Source organism: Fundidesulfovibrio butyratiphilus (genome assembly GCF_054657235.1).
In genome coordinates this window covers 1,978,574-2,003,015 of the sequence record NZ_BAAHXA010000001.1, presented here as the reverse complement: position 1 = coordinate 2,003,015, position 24,442 = coordinate 1,978,574, and the positions used below count along the sequence as shown (strand labels likewise).

Annotated in this window: 22 protein-coding genes; 10 read left to right on the top strand and 12 right to left on the bottom strand. The window is 66.2% G+C overall.

Annotated features, from left to right (window positions below; translation table 11 throughout):
* Nucleotides 1-77 precede the first annotated feature (77 nt).
* Nucleotides 78-2,717, bottom strand: coding sequence for an alanine--tRNA ligase (gene alaS / locus ACYQ01_RS09305; protein WP_459933560.1), 2,640 nt, complete (start codon nt 2,715-2,717; stop codon nt 78-80).
* A gap of 118 nt (nt 2,718-2,835) precedes the next feature.
* A complete protein-coding gene (gene recA / locus ACYQ01_RS09300) occupies nt 2,836-3,888 on the bottom strand; it encodes a recombinase RecA (RefSeq protein WP_459933559.1) in 1,053 nt (350 codons plus the stop codon).
* A 110-nt stretch (nt 3,889-3,998) separates the two neighbouring features.
* Between recA and ACYQ01_RS09295 the strand changes: the two genes are divergently transcribed.
* The gene (locus ACYQ01_RS09295; protein WP_459933908.1) at nt 3,999-5,066 is read left to right on the top strand and encodes an adenine nucleotide alpha hydrolase family protein; all 1,068 of its coding nucleotides are present in this window, start codon (nt 3,999-4,001) and stop codon (nt 5,064-5,066) included.
* Nucleotides 5,067-5,227: 161 nt separating this feature from the next.
* Here the strand turns inward: ACYQ01_RS09295 and ahbB are convergent, their stop codons facing one another.
* Complete coding sequence (gene ahbB, locus ACYQ01_RS09290) at nt 5,228-5,707, bottom strand: siroheme decarboxylase subunit beta (RefSeq protein ID WP_459933558.1); 480 nt, start codon at nt 5,705-5,707, stop codon at nt 5,228-5,230.
* Nucleotides 5,708-5,835: 128 nt separating this feature from the next.
* Here ahbB and ACYQ01_RS09285 point away from each other — a divergent pair, with 128 nt between their 5' ends.
* On the top strand, nt 5,836-6,828 hold the full coding sequence (locus ACYQ01_RS09285) for an NAD(P)H-dependent glycerol-3-phosphate dehydrogenase (protein ID WP_459933557.1): 993 nt from the start codon (nt 5,836-5,838) through the stop codon (nt 6,826-6,828).
* Between the two features lie 102 nt (nt 6,829-6,930).
* Here ACYQ01_RS09285 and leuS read toward each other — a convergent pair whose 3' ends face one another.
* From leuS to ACYQ01_RS09260, 5 genes are all read right to left on the bottom strand, one after another.
* On the bottom strand, nt 6,931-9,441 hold the full coding sequence (leuS, locus tag ACYQ01_RS09280; protein WP_459933556.1) for a leucine--tRNA ligase: 2,511 nt from the start codon (nt 9,439-9,441) through the stop codon (nt 6,931-6,933).
* Nucleotides 9,438-9,926 carry a transcription antitermination factor NusB gene (gene nusB / locus ACYQ01_RS09275; RefSeq protein ID WP_459933555.1) on the bottom strand — a complete coding sequence of 163 codons (489 nt, stop codon included), beginning with the start codon at nt 9,924-9,926 and terminating at the stop codon, nt 9,438-9,440. Before nusB ends, leuS begins: the two co-directional genes overlap by 4 nt.
* Before the next feature lie 101 nt (nt 9,927-10,027).
* Nucleotides 10,028-10,498, bottom strand: coding sequence for a 6,7-dimethyl-8-ribityllumazine synthase (ribH, locus tag ACYQ01_RS09270; RefSeq protein ID WP_459933554.1), 471 nt, complete (start codon nt 10,496-10,498; stop codon nt 10,028-10,030).
* An 84-nt stretch (nt 10,499-10,582) separates the two neighbouring features.
* Nucleotides 10,583-11,794 carry a bifunctional 3,4-dihydroxy-2-butanone-4-phosphate synthase/GTP cyclohydrolase II gene (locus ACYQ01_RS09265; protein WP_459933553.1) on the bottom strand — a complete coding sequence of 404 codons (1,212 nt, stop codon included), beginning with the start codon at nt 11,792-11,794 and terminating at the stop codon, nt 10,583-10,585.
* A gap of 191 nt (nt 11,795-11,985) precedes the next feature.
* Nucleotides 11,986-12,642 carry a riboflavin synthase gene (locus ACYQ01_RS09260; protein ID WP_459933552.1) on the bottom strand — a complete coding sequence of 219 codons (657 nt, stop codon included), beginning with the start codon at nt 12,640-12,642 and terminating at the stop codon, nt 11,986-11,988.
* A gap of 377 nt (nt 12,643-13,019) precedes the next feature.
* On the opposite strand from ACYQ01_RS09260, the gene ACYQ01_RS09255 reads away from it, so the two are divergent.
* Together ACYQ01_RS09255 and ACYQ01_RS09250 are read left to right on the top strand one after the other, a co-directional pair.
* Complete coding sequence (locus ACYQ01_RS09255; RefSeq protein ID WP_459933551.1) at nt 13,020-13,415, top strand: Ros/MucR family transcriptional regulator; 396 nt, start codon at nt 13,020-13,022, stop codon at nt 13,413-13,415.
* A 313-nt stretch (nt 13,416-13,728) separates the two neighbouring features.
* The gene (locus tag ACYQ01_RS09250) at nt 13,729-14,061 is read left to right on the top strand and encodes an STAS domain-containing protein (RefSeq protein ID WP_459933550.1); all 333 of its coding nucleotides are present in this window, start codon (nt 13,729-13,731) and stop codon (nt 14,059-14,061) included.
* A gap of 182 nt (nt 14,062-14,243) precedes the next feature.
* Here ACYQ01_RS09250 and ACYQ01_RS09245 read toward each other — a convergent pair whose 3' ends face one another.
* Nucleotides 14,244-14,567, bottom strand: a complete 324-nt coding sequence (locus ACYQ01_RS09245) for an AzlD domain-containing protein (protein ID WP_459933549.1) — start codon at nt 14,565-14,567, stop codon at nt 14,244-14,246.
* A complete protein-coding gene (locus ACYQ01_RS09240; protein WP_459933548.1) occupies nt 14,546-15,238 on the bottom strand; it encodes an AzlC family ABC transporter permease in 693 nt (230 codons plus the stop codon). Before ACYQ01_RS09240 ends, ACYQ01_RS09245 begins: the two co-directional genes overlap by 22 nt.
* Nucleotides 15,239-15,365: 127 nt before the next feature.
* Between ACYQ01_RS09240 and ACYQ01_RS09235 the strand changes: the two genes are divergently transcribed.
* From ACYQ01_RS09235 to ACYQ01_RS09225, 3 genes are all read left to right on the top strand, one after another.
* Nucleotides 15,366-16,331 carry a CobW family GTP-binding protein gene (locus tag ACYQ01_RS09235; protein WP_459933547.1) on the top strand — a complete coding sequence of 322 codons (966 nt, stop codon included), beginning with the start codon at nt 15,366-15,368 and terminating at the stop codon, nt 16,329-16,331.
* Nucleotides 16,328-17,356: a WD40 repeat domain-containing protein gene (locus ACYQ01_RS09230; protein WP_459933546.1), complete on the top strand. Its 1,029-nt coding sequence runs from the start codon at nt 16,328-16,330 to the stop codon at nt 17,354-17,356. Before ACYQ01_RS09235 ends, ACYQ01_RS09230 begins: the two co-directional genes overlap by 4 nt.
* 228 nt (nt 17,357-17,584) lie before the next feature.
* Nucleotides 17,585-18,697 carry a lytic murein transglycosylase gene (locus tag ACYQ01_RS09225; RefSeq protein WP_459933545.1) on the top strand — a complete coding sequence of 371 codons (1,113 nt, stop codon included), beginning with the start codon at nt 17,585-17,587 and terminating at the stop codon, nt 18,695-18,697.
* Between the two features lie 20 nt (nt 18,698-18,717).
* Here ACYQ01_RS09225 and ACYQ01_RS09220 read toward each other — a convergent pair whose 3' ends face one another.
* Nucleotides 18,718-19,062, bottom strand: a complete 345-nt coding sequence (locus ACYQ01_RS09220) for a hypothetical protein (protein ID WP_459933544.1) — start codon at nt 19,060-19,062, stop codon at nt 18,718-18,720.
* 146 nt (nt 19,063-19,208) lie between these two features.
* On the opposite strand from ACYQ01_RS09220, the gene ACYQ01_RS09215 reads away from it, so the two are divergent.
* The 3 genes from ACYQ01_RS09215 to plsY all read left to right on the top strand — a co-directional run bounded on the left by ACYQ01_RS09215 (nt 19,209) and on the right by plsY (nt 23,343).
* Entirely contained in the window at nt 19,209-20,486 is a 1,278-nt protein-coding gene (locus ACYQ01_RS09215; protein WP_459933543.1) for an IMP cyclohydrolase, read from the top strand.
* 93 nt (nt 20,487-20,579) lie between these two features.
* On the top strand, nt 20,580-22,709 hold the full coding sequence (locus ACYQ01_RS09210; RefSeq protein WP_459933542.1) for a ribonuclease catalytic domain-containing protein: 2,130 nt from the start codon (nt 20,580-20,582) through the stop codon (nt 22,707-22,709).
* A gap of 13 nt (nt 22,710-22,722) precedes the next feature.
* On the top strand, nt 22,723-23,343 hold the full coding sequence (gene plsY / locus ACYQ01_RS09205; protein WP_459933541.1) for a glycerol-3-phosphate 1-O-acyltransferase PlsY: 621 nt from the start codon (nt 22,723-22,725) through the stop codon (nt 23,341-23,343).
* 323 nt (nt 23,344-23,666) lie between these two features.
* Here plsY and ACYQ01_RS09200 read toward each other — a convergent pair whose 3' ends face one another.
* Nucleotides 23,667-24,434 carry a PspA/IM30 family protein gene (locus ACYQ01_RS09200; RefSeq protein ID WP_459933540.1) on the bottom strand — a complete coding sequence of 256 codons (768 nt, stop codon included), beginning with the start codon at nt 24,432-24,434 and terminating at the stop codon, nt 23,667-23,669.
* Nucleotides 24,435-24,442: the final 8 nt, after the last annotated feature.

The window sequence follows — 24,442 nt, the reverse complement described above, 5'->3', positions numbered from 1 at the left end:
CAGTCAGCCCCTTGGCAAACCCGTGCGCGCGCCCGGTTGAACACTTGTCGCCAAGGCGGTCGGCGCGCGGCGGGCTGCTAGCCCTTGGCCACCAGCTCCTTCACTTTGGCCAGCGCCGCCGGGATGCCCGAAGGATCGGTGCCGCCGGCCTGGGCCATGTCCGGCCGGCCGCCGCCCGAGCCGCCCACCAGGGCCGAGACTTCCTTGATGAGGCCGCCGGCGGTGAAGCGCTTGTGCAGGTCCTTGCTGACCGAAAGCGCCAGGCTCACCTTGCCCTCGGCAGTGGCCGTGACCAGGCAGGCCACGCCCGAGGTCAGCTTGGAGCGCACGTCGTCCATGGCTTCGCGCAGGGCCTTCATGTCCACTCCGGGCAGTTCGGCCGCCAGAACCTTCACGCCGTGTATTTCCTCCACGCCGTCCATCAGGCTCTTGCCCTGGCCCGAGGCCAGCTTGGCCTGGAGGGTTTCCTTCTCCTTGCCCAGGGCCTTGATCTGGGCCATCAGGCCCTTGACCTTTTCGGCCAGTTCGCCCGGACGGGCGCGCAACATGCCGGCCACCTCGTCCACCTCGGAACGCGCGGACCGAAGCGCCGCCAACTGGTTCCAGCCCGTGGCCCCCTCGATGCGCCGCACCCCGCTGGCCACGCCGGACTCGGAAAGCACCATGAATCCGCCAGCCTGGCCGGTGGCCGTCAGGTGCGTGCCGCCGCACAATTCGGCCGAAACGCCGGGCACCTCGATCAGGCGCACCTCGTCGCCGTATTTTTCGCCGAACAGCGCCATGGCGCCCCGGCCCACGGCCTGGTCGTAGGCCATGACCTCGCAGGTGACCGGCAGGTCGGCCAGGAGAGCGCGGTTCACCTCGTCCTCCACCTGGGAGACTTCCTCGGGGGTGAGGGCGCTGAAATGATTGAAGTCGAAACGCAGCCGGTTCGGCCCCACCAGGGACCCGGCCTGCTTGACGTGGTCGCCCAGCACCTTGCGCAGGGCCGCGTGGAGCAGGTGGGTGGAGGTGTGGTTGCGCGCCGTGGCCTGGCGGGCCTCGGCGTCCACGGACAGCCGGGCCTCCTGGTCGAGCAGCAACTCGCCTTCGCTCACGAAGACCTTGTGGGTGGTGAGCTCGGGGCTGGGCTTCAGGGAATCGAGCACGTCGGCCGATCCGGTCAGGGTCTCGACCAGGCCCGTGTCACCCATCTGGCCGCCGGACTCGCCGTAGAACGGCGTGGCCGCGAACACCGCGAATCCGCCTTCGCCCTGGGCCAGGCGCTCCCGGGGCAGGCCGTCCTCGCCCAGAAGCGCGACCACGCGAGAGGTGGTTTCCAGGGTGTCGTAGCCGAGAAAACGCGATTTCAAGCCCGTTTCCAGCAGTCTCTTGAATTGCCCGGCCACGTCGGATTCGCCCGAGCCCTTCCAGGCCTTCTTGGCCCGGGCCTTCTGCTCGGCCATGCAGGTCGTGTATCCCGCCTCGTCCACGGAAAAGCCCTGTTTGCCGGCCACGTCCACGATGATGTCCAGGGGGAAGCCGTAGGTGTCGTAGAGCTTGAAGGCCGCATCGCCGGGGATGACCTTGCTCGCGGCGTTTTTGCCCATCTCTTCCTCAAGGATTTCCAGGCCCTTGTCCAGGGTGGTGGAGAAGCGTTCCTCCTCCTCGCGCACCACGCGGACCATGAAGTCCTGGCCGGACACCACCTCGGGGTACTGCGGGCCCATGACCTCCACCACCGTGGGACAGACCCGGTGCAGGAAGGGGTCCTTCAGGCCCATGAGACGACCGAAGCGGAAGGCCCGGCGGATGAGCCGGCGCAGGATGTAGCCCCGCCCCTCGTTGGAGGGCAGGATGGAGTCCGCGATGAGAAACACCATGGAGCGGCAGTGGTCCGCGATGACGCGCAGCGCGGTGTCGGTTTCCTCGTCGGTCTTGTAGGTCACGCCGGCCAGCTTGGCCGTGGCTTCGATGATGGGGATGAACAGGTCGGAGTCGAAGTTGGAGTACACCCCCTGGCACACGGCGGAAATGCGTTCGAGCCCCATGCCCGTGTCGATGGAGGGCCTGGGCAGGGCCACCCGGTTGCCGGGTTCGATCTGGTCGTACTGCATGAACACGAGGTTCCAGATTTCCAGAAAACGGTCGCAGTCGCACTTGCCGATGCCGCAATCCGGTCCGCAGGTCATGTGCTCGCCCTGGTCGATGAGGATCTCGGAGCACGGTCCGCAGGGGCCCGTGTCGCCCATGGACCAGAAGTTGTCCTTTTCGCCCAGGCGGTGGATGCGCTCGGGCGGGATGCCGGTCACGGTCTTCCAGAGTTCGATGGCCTCGTCGTCGTCGCGAAACACCGTGGCGTGGAGCTTTTCCTTGGGCAGGCCCATTTCCTCGGTGAGAAATCCCCAGGCCAGACGGATGGCCTCTTCCTTGAAATAGTCGCCGAAGGAGAAGTTGCCCAGCATTTCGAAAAAGGTGTGGTGGCGGGCGGTGCGACCCACGTTTTCCAGGTCGTTGTGCTTGCCGCCCACGCGCAGGCATTTCTGCGAGGTGGTGGCCCGGGAGTAGTCGCGCTGGTCTTGTCCGAGGAACACCTTCTTGAACTGGACCATGCCCGCGTTGCAAAAAAGCAGCGACGGGTCTTCGCGGGGGACGAGCGAGGAGCTGGAAACCACGGTGTGGCCGTGTTTTTCGAAGTAGGCCAGAAAGCGGCGACGGATTTCGGTAGCGGTGATCACGGGGGAAGGTCTCCTTGAGACGGTGCGCTTGGGGCTCGAAAAAAGACGGCCCGCGACGCGGGATGTCGCCTGGGGCGCGCGAACCGCGCGCTAGCCGCGCGGCGACAGGCGGTCCGTCTTATTGTTCTTGCGGTTCCTGGGTTTCGGCCTGGGGCTCGCGCAAACCCAGGTGTACGTATATTTTTTCTTCGATCTGGTCTTTGATGTCGGGGTGTTCCTGCAGAAAGGCGCGCACGTTCTCGCGGCCCTGTCCCAGGCGTTCGGTCCCGTAGGCGAACCACGCGCCGGACTTGTCCACGACGCCGGCCTCCACGCCCATGTCGATGATCTCGCCCTCGCGCGAGATGCCGGTGCCGTAGAGTATGTCGAACTGGGCCTCGCGAAAGGGCGGGGCCACCTTGTTTTTCACGATCTTCACCCGGCAGCGCGAGCCGTAGACTTCCTCTTTGTCCTTGAGGGTCTGGATGCGGCGGATGTCGATGCGCACCGAGGCGTAGAATTTGAGCGCGTTGCCGCCGGAGGTAGTCTCCGGGCTGCCGTAGCCGGTCATGCCGATCTTCATGCGGATCTGGTTGATGAAGATCACGCTGGTGAGCGACTTGTGGATGGTGCCGGTGAGCTTGCGCAGGGCGTGGCTCATGAGCCGGGCCTGGGAGCCCACCTGGGTCTCGCCCATCTCGCCTTCCAGTTCGGCCTGGGGGATCAGCGCGGCCACCGAGTCGATGACCACCACGTCCACCGCGCCGGAGCGCACCAGCATGTCGGCGATGTCCAGGGCCTGTTCGCCGAAGTCCGGCTGGGAGATGAGCAGTTCGTCGGTCTTGACGCCCAGGCGTTTGGCGTAGTTCACGTCGAGTGCGTGTTCGGCGTCGATGAAGGCGGCGGTGCCGCCGCGCTTTTGGGCCTCGGCGATGATGTGCAGGGCCAGGGTGGTCTTGCCCGAGGACTCGGGGCCGTAGATCTCGGTCACCCGTCCCTTGGGGATGCCGCCGATGCCGAGCGCCAGGTCCATGCCGATGGAGCCCGAGGGAATGGACGGAATGGCCGCGTGGGTTTCCTCGTCGAGGCGCATGACCGAACCGGCCCCGTACTTGCGCTCGATGGTTGTGAGCGCGGTGGTCAGGGCTTCCAGACGGGCGTCCTGAACCGACGTTGCGGACTTTTTGGCCATGGCGATCTCCCGGAAACAAGGCGTTGTAAAGCCTTTGGCACATAGCAAAAGCCGCGCCGAGGGGCAACGGCCATCTTGCCTTGCGCCGCGCGGGAGGCTACCAGCCCGTGATGCCCGAATACGACGCCCTCCTTTTGTTCTCCGGCGGACTGGATTCCATCCTGGCGGCCAAGACCCTCATGGCCCAGGGCCTTCGCGTGCTCTGCCTGCACTTCGTCAGTCCCTTTTTCGGCCATCCCGAGCGCCTGGACCACTGGCGCGCGGCGTATGGCCTGGACATCGTTCCTGTTGCGGCCGGACAGGCCTTCGTGGACATGATGGTCCATCGGCCTCCCCACGGCATGGGAAAGGTCCTCAACCCCTGCGTGGACTGCAAGATCCTCATGCTCAGCCGGGCTCGCGAGCTTCTGGAAGAATACGGGGCCAAGTTCCTGGCCACGGGCGAGGTCAAGGGCCAGCGCCCCATGTCCCAACGCCGCGACGCCCTGGACGTGATCGCCAAGCGGTCCGGCGCGCGCGAGGCGCTGTTGCGCCCCCTGTGCGCCAAGAACATGAAGCCCACGCCCATGGAGGAGTCCGGCCTGGTGGACCGCGAACGGCTGCACGATTTTTCCGGGCGCGGGCGCAAGGGCCAGATGGTTCTGGCCAGGGCGTTGGACGTTACCGAGATTCCCCAACCGGGCGGGGGGTGTCGGCTTACGGACCACGACAGCGCCCGTCGGTTTTTCCCCGTGTTCGCCCACAGCCGTCGGCCCCTGGTCGAGGATTTCGAGTTGGCGGGCGCGGGACGTCAATTCTGGGCCGGTCCCCTGTGGATGGCTCTGGGCCGAAGCGATGCGGACAACAAGATCCTGGCCGCCAAGGTCCGTCCCGGCGACCTGACCCTGGACCTGCGCGACTTTCCCAGTCCCTTGGCCGTGCTGCGTCCCCTGGACGACGCGGTCTGGACGGACGCCGCCCTGGCCGACGCCGGCGCGGTTTTGGCCTCGTTCGCGCCCAAGGCCCTTTCGGCCGCGGGGCCGGTGGTGGTTCTTGCCAGTGGGGACGGCCGGACCCGCGAGATCACGGTGACTCCCGGACGCCGGACCGCGACCGGTTTCGCCGAGCCGTCCTGGGAAGCCCTGGTGGCGGGCAAGCGGGCCCTGTTCGGCCCGGAAGACACGTTGGACGATCATTGAGGAACGTCGAACATCGCCCGCTCGTCGCTTGGGTGGCGGAGGCGCTCGATCGGGCCGCGGCTTTCAACCACGCCTGAATAGACCGGCGGCCGCTCCGTTCGGTACGGAAGATTTGATTCCGACCCTTCGCCCGGCGGGTCGGCCCTGGTCCGAAACGCGCTTTAGAAGTAGCGCATGCTCGTCTTCTTGAATTCGCGCCGGCTTTCCAGGACGTCGTATTCGAGTCCGCCCACGGCCTTGGCCAAGTCCTCCACGATCTCGCGGCATTGCGCGCGGGACTTGGCGTGCACCATGGTGTAGAGGTTGTAGGGCCAGTCCAGGCAGTTGACCCGGTGGTAGCAGTGCGACACCTCGGGGCGCGAGGCCATGTAGGCGCCCACGCGTTCCATGTCGTCCTCGTCCACGAACCAGGCCACCATGGCGTTGGCGCCGTAGCCGGCCTTCTGGTGGCGCAGCGTGGCCCCGAAACGTCGGATCTGGCCGCCTTCCTTCAGGGACCGGAGCAGTTCGATCACCTGGGACTCGTCCACGCCGGCCAGGCGGGCCACCTCGGCGAAGGGCTCGGGGCCGTCCGGCAGGTCGCCCTGCACCAGGGACAAAATGCGACGCTCGGACTCGCTGAATTCCATGGCTCGGCTCATGGGACCTCCTTGGCGGGCTCAATGGCGGCTTTATCTCTACAGGCAGTGTATGCTAGTTGCAAGGCGGCCCGCACGGGCCGACACCGCTTCGCCGCGCGCCGCCAGGGCGCGTCGGAAAAGGACACTCTATGAAGATCACAGTCATCGGAGCCGGCAGTTGGGGCACCACCCTGGCCGACCTTCTGGCCAACAAGGGCCTGGACGTCTGTCTGTGGGTGCGCGAGCGCGAACTTCTGGCCGAAATCAAGACCACGGGCGAGAACACCTGGTACATGCCCGGGGTCAAGCTCTCTCCCAACCTCCAGACCGTCATCGACCGGGGCCAGGCCTGCCAGGGGCGCGACCTCTTTTTGTTCGTCGTGCCCAGTCAGCATTTTCGCGAGGTGCTGGCCGACTTTCGTCCCCACCTGCCGGCAAAGCCCGCCATCCTTTGCGCCAACAAGGGCGTGGAGTTGGTGACCCACAAGACCATGTCCCAGGTGTGCGAAGAGGCCTTGGCCGGCCTCAAGCCCCGCTACGGCGTGCTCTCCGGCCCCAGCTTCGCCTACGAGGTCATCCGGCGCATGCCCACGGCCGTGTCCCTGGGCAGCAAGGACGAAAAGCTGGCCAAGGAAGCCCAGAAGCTCTTCTCCACCGACTATTTCCGCATTTACACCAACAAGGACGTCATCGGCGTGGAGCTGGGCGGCGCGGTCAAGAACATCATCGCCATCGCGGCCGGCGTTTCCGACGAACTGGGCTTCGGCAACAACGCCCGCGCTGCGCTCATCACCCGGGGATTGGCCGAGATGAGCCGACTGGGCAAGGCCCTCAAGGCCGACCGCAAGACCTTCATGGGCCTCTCCGGCCTGGGCGACCTGGTGCTCACCTGCACCGGCGATCTTTCCCGCAACCGCCAGCTCGGCAAGCATTTGGCCCAGGGGCGCAAGCTTCTGGACATCCTGAGCGAAATGAAGACCGTGGCCGAAGGGGTCAAGACCACCGAAGCGGTGCACGACCTGGCCCGTCAGACCGGCCTGGAACTGCCCATCACCGCCCAGGTGCACGCCGTGCTCTTCGAAGGCAAGGACCCGTCCGCCGCCGTGCGCGACCTCATGACCCGCTCGTTGCGTTCCGAATAGACGCCGCGGGTCTTTTCGCGCCGTTTGCGCCAAACGCAATCCGCCCCCGGACGACGGTTCGTCCGGGGGCGGATTCACGGGAATTCGCAGGGCGCGCGGCGGCTAGTTGGCCACGATGTTCACCAGCTTGCCCGGCACGTAGATGACCTTGCGCACGGTCTTGCCCGCCAGGTGACGGGCCACGTTCTCCTCGGTCATGGCGGCCTGCTTGACCGACTCCTCGTCCGCGTCGGCCGCCACTTCCACCTTGCCGCGCAGTTTGCCCAGCACTTGCACCACCACGGTCACGGTATCCGTGGCCAGGGCCGCCGGATCGTAGGCGGGCCAGGGCTGACGGGACAGGGGCCTGGTGTGCCCCATGGCCTGCCAGAGTTCCTCGCACAGGTGGGGAGCCATGGGCGAAAGCACCACCAGCAGGCTGTTCACGGCCGAACACAGGGCCTTGCGGTCCTGGGTCTGGGCGCGCAGGGCGTCCAGATTGGCGAAGAGGAAGTTGGTCAGCTCCATGACCGAGGCGATGGCCGTATTGAACTGAAACTGGCCTTCGATGTCCTTGGCCACCTTGGCCACGGTGGCGTGCTCGCGCCGGCGCAGCTCGCGTCCGAGCGGCGAGAGCCCGGCCGGGTCCAGGGCCAGACAGGGGCCGGTGGGCGAAAGCACGCCGCCGAACTCCTCGGTGACCAGTCGCCACAGGCGCGAGGCGAAGCGGGCCGCGCCCTCGATGCCGGTGTCGGACCATTCCAGGTCCTTTTCCGGCGGGGCGGCGAACAGGGTGAAGAGCCGGGTGGTGTCCGCGCCGTACTTTTCCACCATTTCGTCCGGGTCCACCACGTTGCCCTTGGACTTGCTCATCTTGGCCCCGTCCTTGATCACCATGCCCTGGGTGAGCAGGTGGGCGAAGGGCTCGTCGTGGTCCAGATAGCCCAGGTCGCGCAGGGCCTTCACGTAGAAGCGGGAGTAGAGCAGGTGCAAAATGGCGTGCTCGATACCGCCCACGTATTGGTCCACGGGCGACCAGTAGGCCGCGGCCGCCTTGTCGAAGGGCGCGGTGTCGTCCTGGGGCGAGCAGTAGCGCAGGAAATACCAGCTCGACTCCATGAAGGTGTCCATGGTGTCGGTCTCGCGCCGGGCCGGTCCGCCGCACTTGGGGCAGACGGCCTCCACGAAGCCGGGCGTCTCGGGCAGGGGGGAACGTCCGTCGGGCCGGGTCTTGACGTCGAGCGGCAGCACCACGGGCAGGTCGGACTCCGGGACCGGAACCACGCCGCACTTCGGGCAGTACAGCATGGGGATGGGCGCGCCCCAGTAGCGCTGGCGCGAGATGTTCCAGTCGCGCAGGCGGTAGTTGACCGTGCGCTTGCCCAGTCCTTCGGCCTCCAGCCATTCGGCGATGGCCGCCTTGGCCGGTTCGCTTTCCATGCCCGAGAATTTGCCCGAGTCGGCCAGCACGCCGGGGTCGGCGTAGGCCTCGGTCAGGGTGGAGGCGTCCAGGGTTTTGCCCTTGGGGTGGATCACCGCCTTGCGAGGCAGGCCATACTTGGCCGAGAACTCGAAATCGCGCTGGTCGTGGGCGGGCACGGCCATGACCGCGCCGGTGCCGTAGCCCATGAGCACGAAGTTGGCCAGATAGATGGGAATGCGTTCGCCCGTGACCGGGTTTTTGCAGTACGAACCGGTGAACACGCCCTCTTTTTCCAGGTCGTCGGCCTGGCGCTTGATGCGGTCGAGGTTGCGCACCTTGTCGATGAAGGCGCGGGCCTCGGCTTCCTGCGGTTTGCCGGTGATGAGGCGCTCGGCCAGGGGATGCTCGGCGGCCAGGCTCATGAAGGTGGCGCCCCAGAGGGTGTCCGGGCGGGTGGTGAAGACCTTGACCGCGTTCACGCCGTCGGGGGTCGGGCCGTCCTCCAGGAGGAAGTCGATCTCGCAGCCCACGGACTTGCCGATCCAGTTGCGCTGCATGGTGAGCACGCGCTCGGGCCAGCCTTCGGCCAGGATGTCCAGGTCCTTGAGCAGTTCCTCGGCGTAGGCGGTGATGCGCAGGAACCACTGTTCCAGGTCCTTTTGCTCCACCGGGGAGTCGCAGCGCCAGCACAGGCCGTCGATGACCTGTTCGTTGGCCAACACGGTGTGGCAGTCCGGGCACCAGTTCTGGGGCGAGTGTTTGCGGTAGACCAGGCCCTTTTCGTAGAACTTGAGGAAAAAGAGCTGCTCCCAGCGGTAGTATTCCTTGTCGCAGGTGGCCAGCTCGCGCTCCCAGTCCAGGGAATAGCCCATGCGCTGCAACTGGGCGCGCATGTTGGCGATGTTTTCGTAGGTCCACTTGGCGGGGTGCAGGTTGCGCTTGATGGCCGCGTTTTCGGCCGGCAGGCCGAAGGCATCCCAGCCCATGGGGTGGAGTACGTTGTAGCCCTGCATGCGCTTGAACCGGGCCAGCACGTCGCCGATGGTGTAGACGCGCACGTGGCCCATGTGGATGCGCCCGGAGGGATAGGGAAACATCTCCAAAACGTAGTACTTGGGCTTTTTCGGGTCGGCCTCGGCGTGGAAATGCCGACCGTCGGCCCAGACCTTCTGCCACTTGGCCTCGATGGACTTGGGATCGTACTTGCTCATGGGGTGTCGTCTTTGGCTGGGGTCTTGGCCAGGGGCTTGCGCTGGCCGAGCTTTCCCTGGTCCACGGCCTTGGCCGCCGCGTCCAGGATGCCGTTGATGAAAGGCGGGGAGTTGTCGTCGCCGTAGTTCTTGGCCAACTCCACGGCCTCGTTGAGGGCCACGCGCAGGGGAATTTCCGGCTGGTGGAGCATCTCGTACAGGGCCAGGCGCAGAATGGTCAGCTCGATGCGCGCGATGCGCGCGAGCTTCCAGTTCTGGGAGTGGGCCGCCACCAGGGCGTCGAGTTCGGCGGTGCGTTCCCATACGCCGCGCACCAGGGTGAGGGTGTAGTCGTCGTCGGGATCGGGATGGTTGGGGTCCTGGGGGGCGCGGCGCACGGCGCGTTCGATGTCGCGCGAAAATTCCGGCGCTTCGAAGTGGAATCCGTAGAGAATCTGAAACGCCCGGCGGCGCGCGGCCCGGCGATGGGAGCGTTTTTCCGGCATAGGGCTCGTGTCGCGGCCCCGAAGCCCGCGGACGGTTTCGGGGCGAAGTAAAAGGATTCGCGGGGGGCGGCGCGTGGCCATGGCCCCCCGCGGGCGAAACGCTAGATGAGCTCCATCACGCGGGCCATTTCCAGGGCCGCGGCGGAGGCTTCCACGCCCTTGTTGCCGCCCTTGGTGCCGGCGCGTTCGATGGCCTGCTCCAGGGTGTCGCAGGTCAGCAGGCCGAAGCCCACCGGCACGCCGGTTTCCAGGCTGACCAGGGCCAGGCCCTTGGTGCACTCTCCGGCCACGAAGTCGAAATGCGGAGTATGGCCGCGAATCACCGCGCCCAGGCAGACAATCATCTGGTATTTGCCGCTCAGGCAGAGCTTTTTGGCGGCCAGGGGCAGTTCGAAGGCCCCGGGCACCTTGACCAGAGTGATGTCGTCGCGCTCGGCTCCGTGCCGGGTCAGGTAGTCCACCGCGCCGCCCACCAGGGAATTGACGATGAGATCGTTGAAACGGGAAGCCACCAGGGCGATCTTCAAGCCCTGGGCGTTCATCTGGCCTTCGATGGTGCGGATGTGGGCCATGGGGAGGTCTCCTTCAGAGTGTGGACGCCATGAGGGCGTCCGGGCCAAAAGGCCGGGACGCCCGGTGGATGATTCGCCTGGGGCCTATTTTTCGATGTGCAGCAGGTGGCCCATCTTTTCTTTCTTGGTGAACAGGTAGTCGTGGTTTTCCACGCAGGGCTCCATCTCGATGGGCACGCGCTCCACCACTTCCAGACCGTAGCCTTCAAGGCCCACGATCTTCTTGGGATTGTTGGTCATGAGCCGCATCTTGGTCACGCCGAGCGCCACCAGGATCTGCGCGCCCACGCCGTAGTCGCGCAGGTCGGGCTTGAAGCCCAGCTTCACGTTGGCCTCCACGGTGTCGAACCCCTGGTCCTGCAAGTGGTAGGCCTTGATCTTGTTGGCCAGGCCGATGCCCCGGCCTTCCTGGCGCATGTACAGGAGCACGCCTTTGCCTTCCTTGCCGATCTGGCGCATGGCCTGGCGCAACTGGCCGCCGCAGTCGCAACGCAGCGATCCGAGCACGTCGCCGGTCAGGCATTCGGAATGCACCCGCACCAGGGTGGGTTCGCCCGGGGTGATGTCGCCCTTGATGAGCGCCAGGTGGGTGCGGTCGGCTTCCTGGGTCTGGTAGGCGAAGACCTTGAAGTCCCCGCCGTAGGCCGAGGGCAGCTTGGCTTCGGCCACCTTGCTGACCGAGAGGTTGCCGAAGCGCATCCGGTAGCGGATGAGGTCGGCGATGGTGGCGATCTTGATGTCGTGCTGCTTGGCGAACTCGATGAGGTCGGGCATGCGGGCCATGTTGCCGTCGTCGCGCATGATTTCGCAGATCACGGCGGCGGGCTTGAGTCCGGCCAGGCGGCACAGGTCCACGCTGCCTTCGGTCTGGCCGGCGCGCACGAGCACGCCGCCGTCCTTGGCGCGCAGGGGGAAAATGTGTCCGGGGGTGACCACATCCTCGGCGACCACGTCGTCGGCCACGGCGGTCAGGATGGTGGTGGCCCGGTCATAGGCCGAAATGCCCGTGGTGACGCCCTTGCGGGCTTCGATGGACACGGTGAAGCCCGTGCCGAACTGCGACTCGTTCTGCTTGGTCATCATGGGCAGCTTGAGCTTGTCCACCCAAGCGCCTTCAAGGGGTAGGCAGATGAGACCCCGGCCGTACACGGCCATGAAATTGATGATTTCGGGAGTGACCCTTTCGGCGGCGATGGTCAGGTCGCCCTCGTTTTCCCGGTCTTCGTCGTCCACCAGGATGATCATTTTGCCCTGGCGAATCTCCTCGATGGCTTCTTCGGTGGTGCAGATGCTCATGAACGTTCCTCCGCTCGGGTGGCCCTGGAGGGCCGTCCGGAACTCGAATTCGTAGTACAGGGAATAAAAAAGGGCAAGGGCGGGGAAGGGGGCTCAAAAGGTCAGGATTTTCAAGGGACGGCGGGAAAAGTCGAACCGCCGGGCCGGCCGGCTCAAGCGGTTTGGGTGGCCGGCCCGGCGGACAAGCGGCGTCAAAAGCCGTTTTCGCGCAAAAAAGCCTCGGTGAGTCGGCCCGAGTCCTTGCCGCCGGACGCGCCCGCGTACGCCCCGAGCATCCTGGCCACGTACTTGCCCAGCACGTCGGTTTCCATGTTCACGCGCGCGCCGGGGCGCCAGTCGGCGATGGTGGTCTCGGCCTGGGTGGCGGGGATGACGTTGACCGCCAGCCAGTCCTCGCCGCATTCGTTTATGGTCAGGCTCACGCCGTCCAGGGCCACGGAGCCCTTGGGGATCACCGACGAGGCGAACTCCTTGGGAAACTCCACCTGAAAGCGCACGGACTCCCCGGCCTTGTTCGTCCTGACGATCTTGGCCACGCAGTCCACGTGTCCGCTGACCATGTGCCCGCCCAGGCGGTCGCCCAGGGCCAGGGCCCGCTCCAGGTTGACGATCGAACCCCGGGCCAGATCGCCCAGGGTGGTGGCGCGCAGGGTTTCGGCCGAGGCGTAGGCGGAAAACTGGCGCTGCCCGAAACTCTCGACGGTCAGGCAGGCGCCGTTCACGGCGATGGATTCTCCGAGCACGATGGTGTCGAGGGCGAAAAGGGCGTCGATGGTCAGGCGCATCTGGCCGCCGGTCGTCCCGAGGGCGCTCACTCGTCCTTTTCCCTGCACAAGTCCCGTGAACATGTCGGCCTCCTTGCCCCGGCGTCGCCTGGCGCGACGGCTCCGCGGACGTTTTGCAGTGGGTTTGCCCTGCCGGGAGGGCTTTGTCAAAGCCTTGCATCGGCGTGGGCGTTCATGCAACGGGCACGCAACGTTTGCCAACCTCTCGGGGCTGGAAAGCGGCCCTGGGCATGCTCAACGTCGCTCGCGGACCGGGCGTCGCCATGCATTCGCCACAATCCGACGGAAATACGCTCCGTGTCCGTTGCGCTTTGCACAAGCAGACGCAAGACACGTCGCAAATAGAACCGAGGCAAAAAAGTGCATTCCCGATGTTTACATTGCAGTCGGCTTGTGTGTATTGCGTTCCGACACCACCCGCATCGTTTAGGAGATTCATAATGGATGACTATCTCAAGGAAGCCTTGGAAATCGTCAAAGCCCAAGCAAGCGTGCGCAACATGACCGAGGAGGAAATCACCTCCATGGTCAAGAAAATTTCCGACGGCATTCGCGGCATCAGCGAAGGCGTCGCCGTTGCGGAAGAAGGAACGACTCCGGCCGGAGATCCCAAAAAGGCCATCAAGGAGAAGTCCGTCACCTGCATGGAGTGCGGAAAGACCTTCAAGATCCTTACCAAGAAACACCTGGGCACCCACGGCCTCACGCCCGACGAGTACAGGGCCAAGTATGGCTACAAGAAGGGTACGCCCCTGGTGAGCAAGTCCCTGCAGAGGGAGCGCCGCACAAAAATGAAAGACATGAAGCTCTGGGAAAAACGCAAGAAAGCCAAATAGAGCGCGCGCCATTTGTTTCGCATCGTCCCGCCCCCCGGCCGGTCCGGGGGGCGGCGCCGTTTCGGAAAGCCGCCCGTTCGGCTCGCTGCGCGTCCCCTCCCGTGACGACCCGGCGGTTCTCCCTGTTGGCCCTTCGGACAACGGCGCGCGGGCTTGACGCCCGTACCCCGCCATTCCCTGGAGGGGCGGGCTTTCGGAGCGCGTGGGCTTGACGCTGGCGGAGCGCGGGAAAATCTGTTACCCGGCATGCATCACGCGAAAACGCTGCGGCGTCCGCAAAAGCCTCAACCCTCAAACGACAAAAGAGCAGGACATGGAATGTAGCACCTCGCCTCTGGGAAAGGCCCTGGTGATTTCCGTGCGCGGGCGCATGGACGCCACGGGCGCGCCGGAATTCGAGCGCAAATGCGAGCCGCTCCTGGGCGACGGACACCCGTGTCTCGTGCTCGACCTCTCGGGGTTGGAATACGTCTCCAGCGCCGGGCTGCGCTCGTTCATCGCCGTGGGCAAAAAGGCCAAGGCCAAGGGCGTGCATTTGGCCTTTTCGGGCCTGACCGAAATGGTGCGCGAGGTGTTCGACATCTCCGGCATGTTGGGCCTGTTCCCTGTCTCCGATACTCCGGAAGAGGCCGCGGCCGGGGCATAGCCCGCTTTTCCCCGGGCTGGGGCGTCCCTGGACGACGCGCGACGGCCCGTTCCCCCTTTTTTCCCCTTCGCACCGGTCGCACGTCCCGCGCGGCCGGTGTTCGTGTTTTTTGCGCTTCCCTCCGGTCGGCGTGAGGGGCCGGTTCGCGCCGGACCTTGTTCGATTCAGGAAAAAAGTTCGACTCAGGAAAAAAAACGTACCGCGGCCACCAGGACCAGCCCGGCCAACACCGGGCCGAAGAAGCCCTTGGTGCGCCAGGCGAGCAGGGCGGTGAGCAGCGCGGCCCAAAAGAAGAGGTTCGATGCGCTCAGGCGGGGTTCCCCGCCGTCCAGAAACACGGACTGGGCCAGAAGCGCTCCGAGCACGGCCGGCGGCACCACGGCCAGAAACCGGGCCAGCCAGACGGGCAAAGGCCGCGACGCGAAAAACAGCGCGGGCAGAAGGCGTGGCAGGTAGGTGGCCAGGGCCATGCCGACGATGGCGATCAGGACGGGGTTTTGATCCATGGGGTGCGCGAGGCCACGGCCGCGGCGACCACGGCGCCGGCCAGGACCGCGTAGGACGCGACCGGTGTCCGGGAAAGCACGAGGGTGAGGGCCGCGCCCAGGGCGGCGGCCAGCACGTGGGCCTTGGAGGTGAGCTGTCCCACCAGCAGCACGGCGAACATGGCGGGCAGGGCGAAGTCCAGGCCCAGCGGCTTCACGTCGGGCACGTAGCCTCCGGCCAGGGCGCCGGCCACGCTGCCGGTCACCCAGGAGGCCTGGGCGAAGGCGTTGATGCCCAGGGTCTTGGCCGGGTCGCGCTGTCTGTTGTGGAAGCGGGTGGCGTGGAGCGCGAAGGACTCGTCGGTCAGTTCGAAGGTGAAAGCCGCAAGGCGGGCGCGGGACCATCCCTTGAGATAGGGGGACAGGGCCGCGGAAAAGAGCACGTGGCGCAGGTTGACCACGAAGGTCATGACCACGATGGAAACCGCGGGCGCTCCCGCCCCGAACATGTTCACCGCGATGAGTTGGGCCGAACCCGCGTACACCAGCACGGACATGAGCGTGGTGTAGGCCAGGCCCAGTCCGGCCTTGACGGCCAGCACCCCGTAGGCGAACCCCACGGGCAAATAGCCCAGGACGATGGGCAGGGCCTGGGAAAAGGCCGACGGTTCCGGGCGGAGTGCCTCGCGCATGGGGCGGGCTACCCATTGCGGGTTCAAAGGTCAAGAGCGCCTTTCGCGCGGGCGCGGCGCGTGTTGACAGGCCTGGGGTCACGAGCTAGCGCTTCAGGCGCCAAGTATTTTTTCGTTCGGAGGCCTCATGACTCAAGTTCCCGTCACCGTGCTCACCGGCTACCTGGGCGCGGGCAAGACCACGTTGCTCAACCGCATTCTCACCGCCGACCACGGCAAGCGCTTCGCCATCATCGTCAACGAACTGGGCGAGGCGGGCATCGACGGCCAGCTCGTGGCCGCAAGCGACGAAGAAATTTTCGAAATGAACAACGGCTGCGTCTGCTGCACGGTGCGCGGCGACCTGATCCGCACCGTGAACGCGCTCGTGCGCCGCAAGGGACGCCTGGACGGCATCCTGATCGAAACCACGGGCCTGGCCGATCCGGCTCCGGTGATCCAGACCTTTTTCCTCGACGACGAAACGCGTTCCCGCGCCTGCCTGGACAGCGTGGTCACCGTGGTGGACGCCGCCCGTTTCGCCGACCAACTGGCCCAGGGCGACGAAGCCCGCGACCAGGTGGTGTTCGCCGACTGCGTGGTGCTCAACAAGGCCGACCAGGCCGGAGAACAGGCGCTCGCGGCCGTACGCGAGGCCGTGGCCGCCCTCAATCCCCAGGCCGAGATCCTCACCGCCGTGCGCGCCGACGTGCCCGTGGAAAAGCTTCTGGGCCGCTCTTCCTTCGACTTGGCCCGCCTGACCGAGCTTTCCCCGGGACTTCTGGAGGGCGAGGTTTCGGGCCACCACGCCCGAGGCGTGGGCAGCGTGTCGCTCACCGCCACGCGTCCCGTGAATCTGGAAAAGTTCAAGGCCTGGCTGGGCGGCTACGCCAACGCCGCCGGGGCCGACCTCTACCGCTGCAAGGGCGTGCTGGCTTTGCCCGGAGCCTCGCAGCGCTTTGTGTTTCAAGGAGTGCACATGAGCGTGGAAATGGGCTGGGGCCGTCCCTGGCGCGACGACGAAACCCCGTTGAGCAAGGCCGTGTTCATCGGCAAGAATTTGGACCGCCTGGCCCTGCAGATCGCTTTCAACGACTGCCTGGAGCGCCCGTGAACGCCGCCCCTGTTTCCCCGGGACTGTGGAGCTGGAAGCTCGGAGCCTTTGCCGAGCGCGTGGCCGTGAACGACGCCTGCGACCAGGCCGCCCTGGCTCTGGGAGACGGGCGGGTGGCCGTGATCGACCTGCCGGACGGCCAGGCCCGTTTCCTGGACGTTCACCGGGGTTCGGCCCTGGGAGTGGTCGCGCATCCCGGAAAGGGCTTCGTGAGCGCGGGCGACGACGGCCGGCTCGTACGCCTGGGGCCGGACGACACCCAGACCGAACTGGTGCGCAATCCCGGCGTGTGGTTCGAGCCCCTGGTCTCGGGCCAGGGCGGGGCCATACTGGCCGTGGGCGCGGGCAAGGACGCCCTCATGGTCGATTTGGTTTCGGGCGTGGTGCGTTCGCTGGGGCCGCATGCGGCGGCGGTGACCGGGCTGGCCGTGAGTCCCGCCGGCGCGGTGCTGGCCGTGGGCTACGCCGGGGGCGTGAGCCTCTGGGACCTGGACGAGGGCGGAGAACCCGCGACCATCGCCTGGCCCGGCGGCAATCGGGCCATGGCCTTTTCCCCGGACGGCAAATATCTGGCCTGCGCCAATCAGGACCGGGCCGTGCATGTGCTCGACCTGGAGGCCCAGAACGTGTTCACCCTGGCCGGGTTGCCGGCCAGCGCCACCCAACTGGCCTGGACCGGCGACTCCAGATGCCTGCTGACCACCGGGGCCGGGGCCGTGCTCCTGTGGCCTGTGCCCGAATGTTTCAACGAGAATCCTTCTCCGTTGGTGGCCGCTGCGCAGGAGGAGTCCGCCCTGGTGGCGGTGGCCGTGAATCCGGGCATTCCTTTCGTGGCGGCCGGATTCGACAACGGCAGGGTGGTCCTGGTGGAGACCGTGCGCCTGGCCGCCCTGGATTTGGACCACCAGTTCGCCGCTCCGGTCAGTTGCCTGGCCTGGAGCCGGGACGGACGCCGGCTGATTTGCGCCGATGAGGACGGCGACGTCGTGGCCCTGGACCTGGCCGCCCTGCTGGCCTCGGAATGACGGCCGGCTGAAGGCTCCCGCCGGGCGGGACGCTTCCTTGCGCCGTGTTCCGGCGTGCGCGCGGCGTTTCCGACCGGAGGTGTTCCCGCGCCGGGCCCGTCCCCGAGGGGCGGGATGCGCAAAGCGTTTTTCTTGCGGGGATCGCCCGGGGACCGTGCGCGAACTGGCGGCGCGGACGGGAAGGGGCGTTGTCCGGATCAAACAGACTGCCAAGCGAGAGGTTTCCCCGTGGTGCGTTTGCTTTTCGCCGTGCTTATCGCCGCGAGCGGCCTTCTGGCCGGCGCGGGCCTGGCCCTGGCCGACGGGTTCGACTCCCTCAAGACCCGCCTGGCGGCCGACGGCGTGCCCCAGGCCGAGATCAAGACCGTGTTTTCCGCCCCGGGCGTCCGGTTTTCCCCGGACCCCATGGGCAAGAAACTCCTGGAGATGTACACCGCCAAGTACGGGTCCGACGTGGTTCGGCGCATGCAGGCGGACTTGGCCCGGTTGGGCTACTTTTTCGGCAGCCAGGACGGCCGGCTGAGCACGGAATTCCGCAACGGCGTCCGGGCGTTTCAGCAGGCCCACGGCCTGACCCCGGACGGACGCTACACCCTGGACCTGCTCACCCTGGCCGACCAGGAGACCCAGCCCGCCCCCCCGGACGTGACCGAACGCCTCAAGGCCCAGGCCGCGGCCGGACCGCCCCAGATGTACGAGGCCCTGCTCACCCCCGAACGCCTGGCCGAGGCCAAGGCGTTCTACGACGCCAACCAGCCCCTTTTGGCCCAGGTGCGCGCCCGCTACGGCGTGCCACCGGCCGTGACCGTGGGGCTTCTCACCGTGGAGACGCGCGCGGGCAAGTTCCTGGGCGAAAATCTGGCGGTGAACAACCTGGCCAGCATGGCCGCCAGCCAGAGCTACCGGAGCGTGGCCCCGGTCTTCGCCGGCGAGAACGTCACGCCCGAGCGCCAGGCCTGGCTGGACGCCAGGGCCAAGGAAAAGGCCGCCTGGGCCTACGGCGAACTCAAGGCGCTGTTTCGCTACGCGGACCAAAACGGCCTGGACGCCGCGGCCATGCCCGGCTCCATCTACGGGGCCATCGGGATCAGCCAGTTCATGCCTTCGAGTCTTCTGCGTTTCGGCGTGGACGGCGACGGAGACGGCAAGGTGGACATCTTCAACGTCTCCGACGCGGTGCACTCCATGGGCAACTACCTGCGCTCCCACGGGTTCACCGGCAATCTGGAGGACGAAGCCACCCTGCGCGAGGCGCTCTACCGGTACAACCACTCCAACGTGTACGTGAACACCATCATGGCCATTTCACACTTTCTGCGGGGCGGGCCGGCTCTGCCGTAGGCTGCGGACGGCGCGCGCCGTCACTCGTCGGTGGAGGGTTCCCCGCCCTCGTCCTTGCCGGGAAAGGCCAACAACTTGCCCTTGGGCTTGGGGGCGCGGGGCTTGGCCCCCGGCTGGGGCACGGCCTCGATGTGCGAACGCGGCGCTTGCTCGCCCGGCAATTGCCCCTGGGACCAGTGCAGGTTGAAGAGCTGGTTCTTGAACCGCATGGCCTGTATCATGCAGAGCGCCATGACCGCCTCTTCCCAGCGCTTGGTGGGTTCGAAGCGACTCACCTGGTCGGCGTATTTTTCCCAAAGGTTGAGCAGGGAGGCCTCGTCATAGGCCAAGAGCTGTCTGGCCATCTTGAGCAGGATCTTTTCCACGCGTGTTCTCCGAAATAGCGACGCCTGGCGGCGACATGTCATGCAACAGCCTGCTAGCACGATTCCCGGACGCGGCCAATGCCCGTTTGCTCCCCGGCGGGGCCTGTGATACGAAGTCGGACTCACAGCCATAACCGGAGCCACTCATGAGCGACCTGAAAGCGATGTATTCCACCTTGCAGGAAGATCCCTTCCCGCAGGACATGACCATAACCCTGGGCGACCAGACCCTGCGCTTCGTCAAACGCACCTGGACCATCGACGGACAGGTCAAGGGCCTGCGCTACGGCGAGAATCCCGACCAGCCCGCCGCCATCTACCAGATGGTCGAAGGCGGACTCACGCTGAACGGCGTCCGGTTCCGCGGCCCCGGGCAGGGGCTCGTCTCGGCCCTGACCGAAGACCACCTCGTCCAGTCGGGCAAGCATCCGGGCAAGACCAACCTCACCGACGTGGACAACGGCCTGAACATTCTCCAGTACCTCATGGATAAGCCCGCGGCCGTCATCCTCAAGCACAACAACCCCTGCGGCGCCGCCTGGAGCGACCACGGGTTGGCCAAGGCCTTTGAAAAAGCCCATTTTTCCGACCGGATCGCCGCGTTCGGCGGGGCCGTGGTGGTCAACCGCACCCTGGACCTGGCCACGGCCGAGCAGATCGCCTCGGCCTTTTTCGAGGTGGTGGCCGCCCCGCACTACGAACCGGCCGCCCTGGCGCTTCTCAAAACCAAAAAGAATCTGCGCCTGTTGGCCATCCCCGGCATCGCCGACCTGGCCGCCCTGGCCGGACAGCCCTTTCTCGACGTGAAGTCCCTCATGGACGGCGGCGTGGTGGTGCAGTTCTCGTTTCGCAACGCCGTGCGCCACGCCAAGGACTTTTTGCCCGCCCAGGCCACGAACAAGGCCGGGGAAACCGTTGTCGCCCGCGCCCCCTCGCCTCAGGAGGCCGAAGACCTGCTCTTCGCCTGGGCCGTGGAGGCCGGCGTGACCTCCAATTCGGTCATCTTCGTCAAGGACGGAGCCACGGTGGGCATCGGCACCGGTGAGCAGGACCGGGTCGGTGTGGTCAACCTGACCATTCACAAGGCCTACACCAAGTACGCCGATCTCCTGGCCTTCACCCGACTGGGGCTTTCACTCTACGAACTGCGCGACAAGGCCGCGACCGATGCGCAAGCCGCCGAGACCCTGGCCGCCATCGAGGCCGAAACTCAGGAAGCCAAGGGCGGCCTGGCCGGATCGGCCCTCGTTTCGGACGGGTTCTTCCCCTTCCGCGACGGCGTGGACCTGGCCCTGGCCCAGGGCGTGACCGCCATAGCCCAGCCGGGCGGGTCCATCCGCGACTTCGAGGTCGTGCAGGCCGTGAACCAGGCCACCCCCCAGGCGGCCATGGTCTTTACCGGACAGCGTTCGTTTCGCCACTAGCGCCCGGCCCGCGAAGCCCTCTTCGCGGGCGCGGCGCGCAAGACAGGAGACCCGCCGGGTGCGCATGCGGCGGCGGGCAGAGGCTTTTCAAGCATGTCGAAGCATCCTTCGCTCGTCACTTCGGTCCAGCCCGGCTGCGTCGTGGAGTTTCTCCAGGGCAACGAGGCCCATCTGGCCTGGGTGGAGGATGTCCTGGGCGACAAGTTGCGCCTGTTCACCCTGAACAAGCGCGAGTCCAAGCTGGCCGCGTCGCGGCTGTTGCCCTGGTCCGGTCCGCGCTATGAGGGGGCCTTCAACCGGGAGGGTGTGCTCGAAAAATTGCGCGAACACGCCAAACGGCGCGAGGAACTGCTCGGCCAGGCCGATCCCCTGGAACTTTGGGAAATGGCCCAGGGCGAGGTGGCCCAGGCCTCGGCCGGGTGGTTCGCCCAACTGGCCCACGAAGACCCGGACGCGGACCGCGTGGCCGCCATGGGGCGGGCGCTTTTGGGCTTGAAAACCCATTTCAGGTTTCAGCCCCCCAATTTCGAGGTGCATCCGGCGGACGTGGTGGAACGCCGTCTGGCCGAGCAGGCCGTCGCCCGGGAACGTGAACTCGTGGTCACGGCCGGACAGTCCTTTTTCCACGATCTGTGGACCGGATGGGCCTCGGGTCGCGAGGTGGACGCCCGGCGCCTGGAGGCCCAGCTCGATCCCCAGGCCGCCGAAAAGCTCAAGGACATGCTGCTCGGCCTGCTTTGCGAACCGGAAAGCCAACACTGGGCCCCCCTGTGGCAGGCGTTGCGCAAGGGCTTGCCCGACCATCCCCACCAGCCGCTCATCCTGGCCACCCAGTGGGGGGTGATCCCGCCGCACTTCAACATTCACCTGAGCCAGGCCCAGTACCACGAGGGCGACGCCTGGTCCGCGGACTTCGCCGGCGAGATTCACACCCTGAGCGAAACCTGCCGCCAGGACGCCGCACCCGCCCAGGGTCCGCCCTACGTGAGCGTGGATTCGTCCACCACCCGCGATATCGACGACGCCTTTCACGTGTCCGTCCTGCCGGACGGGGGCTACGCCCTGTCCATGGCCCTGGCCAGGCCGTGCCTGCACTGGGATTTCGACAGTCCCCTGGGACGCGCCGTGTGGGACCGGGCCACCAGCCTCTACCTGCCCGAAGGTTCGAGCCACATGCTGCCTGAGGCCCTTTCCTGCGAGTTGTACAGCCTGCGCGCCGGATGCGACAAGCCGGCCCTGCTGCTCGACTGGGAACTCTCGCCCAGGGGGCGGACGCGGTCGTTCACCCTGCGCGCCGGATGGGCCCGGGTGGCGGCCAACCTCTGTTACGAAGAGGTGGAGCGCCGTCTGGCCGACAAAACGGCCGACGCCAACCTTTCCCTGGCGTTGGCCTTGGCCGAGCGGTTGCGCGATAGGCGCGTGGAGGCCGGAGCGGTGGTGCTGGACAGGCCCGAGCCCAAGATCGTACTGCATGGCTACCCCCATGAGGTGTCGGTGACGCTCGCGCCCGGAGAGCACACCCCCATGGCTCAGCTCATGGTCAGCGAATTCATGATCCTGGCCAACGCCGAAGTGGCCGCCCTGGCACGGCGCGAAGGCTTGCCACTCTACTACCGGGTGCAGGACGTGGCCATTCCGCCCAATCTGGCCGGGGTGTGGACGGACCCGGTGGACATGCACCGAGCCGTGAAACAGCTTTCCGGGGCCATACTGTCCAATCGGCCCGGCCGCCACGCGAGCCTGGGCGCGGACCAGTACAGTCCGGTCACCTCGCCCTTGCGCAGGCTGCCGGACTTCGTCAACATGGCCCAGGTGCAATCCTGGCTGGCCACGGGCCGGCCGCGCTTCAGCGCCGAGGAGGTGGCCGCCAAATTGCCCGGCCTTTCCGCCCGGCTCGACCAGGTGGGGCTGGTGCAACGCTACCGTCCCCGGTATTGGAAGCTCGCGTGCATTCAGGGGCAGTGTCGCCAGCGAGAGTTTTCGGCCGTGGTCGTGGAGGAAAATTCCGGCTACGTGACCCTTTCCCTGATCGAGGCGCAGATATACGTTCGGGCCGGCAGGGAACAACTCGGCGGCAAGGTGTATCTTGGACAAAAATTTCTGGTAAAACTCGGCAAGGTGGACCCTTTGACCAATGAATTGCGGGTCATGGGGGGGCGTGAGGACGACTGCGAAGGCGATGGCGGCCCCTGGCCGGACCTGCCCAGCGGCGAAACCGGATGAGGAGGATTGAGCGATGGTGAAACTGGCATGGATGGTTCTGGCATATTTGATGGGATCGATCCCCTTCGGGCTTTTCATCGCCCAGGCGGTGTCGGGGTCCGATCCCCGCACGTCCGGTAGCGGTAACATCGGCGCCACCAACGTGGCCCGGCTGTGCGGCACCAAGTGGGGCACGATCACCCTGCTTCTCGACGCGTTCAAGGGTTTCTTCCCCGTGGTCGTGGCCCGCGCCATGTATCCCGAAGCCCCCTGGTTCGCCGGTCTGACCGCCATGGCGGCCATCGGCGGCCATCTGTTTCCGGTGTTTCTGAACTACAAGGGCGGCAAGGGCGTCGCCACCACCATCGGCGCGTTTTTGGGCCTGGCCTTCTGGGCCACCACGGTTTCGGGCATTCTCTGCGCCGCCGCCATCGCGGCCACGGGTTTCGTGTCCGTGGGCTCGCTGGTGTGGTGTGTCACCCTGCCGTTCACCGTGTACTTTTTCTCGGCCCCCATCCTGGTGCCCATGACTATTGTGGTCAGCGCCGTGGTGATCTGGCGGCACAAGGAAAACATCGCCCGTCTGCGCGCCGGCGAGGAAAAGCCCTGGCGGGAAAAGGGCTCCTCGTGCTGGTGTTGCTTCGGCAAGAAGTAGCGCGAAAGATGCGGGGGCTTCACGCCCCCGCGCCCCTCGCCAGGGGGAAAGCCTCCCTGGACCCCACGATCGCCCGCGCGAACGAGACGTCCGCGCGGCGACGGGGCAGAGACGCGACAATATTTCGGGGGGAGCGGGGACAGGCAAAAGCCGTCCCCGCTCCCCTGTTTTTAGCGAGAGTGTCGGCCGAGTTGCTCTCCAGACGCGTCATGCGAAAGGCCCTGCGGCCGGGTACTGCCCGGCCCGCAGGGCCTTCGTCATCAAGGGGGGGCGGGGGGAAGCATTCCCCCCGGTCGCCGGAGGCATCTCTCCCCCTCGTTTGTTTATTTCTTCTTCAACGCCGCCAACCGGTCCGCCAGGCTGGCCTGGGACTTGTCCTGCTGGCCGGAGGCCTCCTTGAGGGCCTGGGCGATGAGGGGGTCTTCCCCGGGTTGGGGCGGGGTGAGCAGGGCGGTTTTTTCCTTGTGCACCTGGGCCATGGTCTCCATTTCATCGGCCTTTTGGCTCATGGCGTCAAAGGCCGCGCCCAGGTTGGAGGCCTGTTTGGTGATGCCGGCAAGCACCTTGGCCCGGTTTTCCTGCTCCTGGGCGCGATCCATGCGGACTTTGGCCACGTCCATGCGCCGTTTGGCCTCGCTGAGACGGTCACGGGCGGTTTTCAGCCGCTGGGAGGCGTCCTTCACGGCCTGGGCCAACTCGTCGTAGTATTGCTTGGCCTCCACGGCTTCCGCCAATTCGCGTTCCACGTCCGGACCCATTTTTTCCAGCTCGTCCAGGAGCTTGCCCAGGCTGGCTTCGATATGGGCCTTGTCTTCGGGCGAGACGGCCGCTTCGGCCTTGGCTTGCAGGCGTTCGGCCGCGGCCAAGCGCAGGTCGTGGTTTTTCTGTATTTCGTCGGCCTCCTGCTGCTCGCGGTCCCAGGCCTTTTTGGCGCCCACCATTTGATGGGTGAGTTTGGTCAGGGCTTCGTCGAGCTGGGCGATCTCGGCTTCGGAGGCGGTTTCGGGATCGAACTCCACGAGCAGTCGGGTGAAGCTCGTCTGGGCGTCTTCAACTTTCTTGATGAAGAACTGTTTGAAAAAACTCATCATGCGTCTCT

Coding starts and splice junctions, on each gene's coding strand:
- recA (WP_459933559.1), bottom strand. CDS start 3,888: ATGGCCAAAAAGTCCGCAACGTCGGTTCAGGACGCCCGTCTGGAAGCC.
- ACYQ01_RS09295 (WP_459933908.1), top strand. CDS start 3,999: ATGCCCGAATACGACGCCCTCCTTTTGTTCTCCGGCGGACTGGATTCC.
- ahbB (WP_459933558.1), bottom strand. CDS start 5,707: ATGAGCCGAGCCATGGAATTCAGCGAGTCCGAGCGTCGCATTTTGTCC.
- ACYQ01_RS09285 (WP_459933557.1), top strand. CDS start 5,836: ATGAAGATCACAGTCATCGGAGCCGGCAGTTGGGGCACCACCCTGGCC.
- leuS (WP_459933556.1), bottom strand. CDS start 9,441: ATGAGCAAGTACGATCCCAAGTCCATCGAGGCCAAGTGGCAGAAGGTC.
- nusB (WP_459933555.1), bottom strand. CDS start 9,926: ATGCCGGAAAAACGCTCCCATCGCCGGGCCGCGCGCCGCCGGGCGTTT.
- ribH (WP_459933554.1), bottom strand. CDS start 10,498: ATGGCCCACATCCGCACCATCGAAGGCCAGATGAACGCCCAGGGCTTG.
- ACYQ01_RS09265 (WP_459933553.1), bottom strand. CDS start 11,794: ATGAGCATCTGCACCACCGAAGAAGCCATCGAGGAGATTCGCCAGGGC.
- ACYQ01_RS09260 (WP_459933552.1), bottom strand. CDS start 12,642: ATGTTCACGGGACTTGTGCAGGGAAAAGGACGAGTGAGCGCCCTCGGG.
- ACYQ01_RS09255 (WP_459933551.1), top strand. CDS start 13,020: ATGGATGACTATCTCAAGGAAGCCTTGGAAATCGTCAAAGCCCAAGCA.
- ACYQ01_RS09250 (WP_459933550.1), top strand. CDS start 13,729: ATGGAATGTAGCACCTCGCCTCTGGGAAAGGCCCTGGTGATTTCCGTG.
- ACYQ01_RS09245 (WP_459933549.1), bottom strand. CDS start 14,567: ATGGATCAAAACCCCGTCCTGATCGCCATCGTCGGCATGGCCCTGGCC.
- ACYQ01_RS09240 (WP_459933548.1), bottom strand. CDS start 15,238: ATGCGCGAGGCACTCCGCCCGGAACCGTCGGCCTTTTCCCAGGCCCTG.
- ACYQ01_RS09235 (WP_459933547.1), top strand. CDS start 15,366: ATGACTCAAGTTCCCGTCACCGTGCTCACCGGCTACCTGGGCGCGGGC.
- ACYQ01_RS09215 (WP_459933543.1), top strand. CDS start 19,209: ATGAGCGACCTGAAAGCGATGTATTCCACCTTGCAGGAAGATCCCTTC.
- ACYQ01_RS09210 (WP_459933542.1), top strand. CDS start 20,580: ATGTCGAAGCATCCTTCGCTCGTCACTTCGGTCCAGCCCGGCTGCGTC.
- plsY (WP_459933541.1), top strand. CDS start 22,723: ATGGTGAAACTGGCATGGATGGTTCTGGCATATTTGATGGGATCGATC.
- ACYQ01_RS09200 (WP_459933540.1), bottom strand. CDS start 24,434: ATGATGAGTTTTTTCAAACAGTTCTTCATCAAGAAAGTTGAAGACGCC.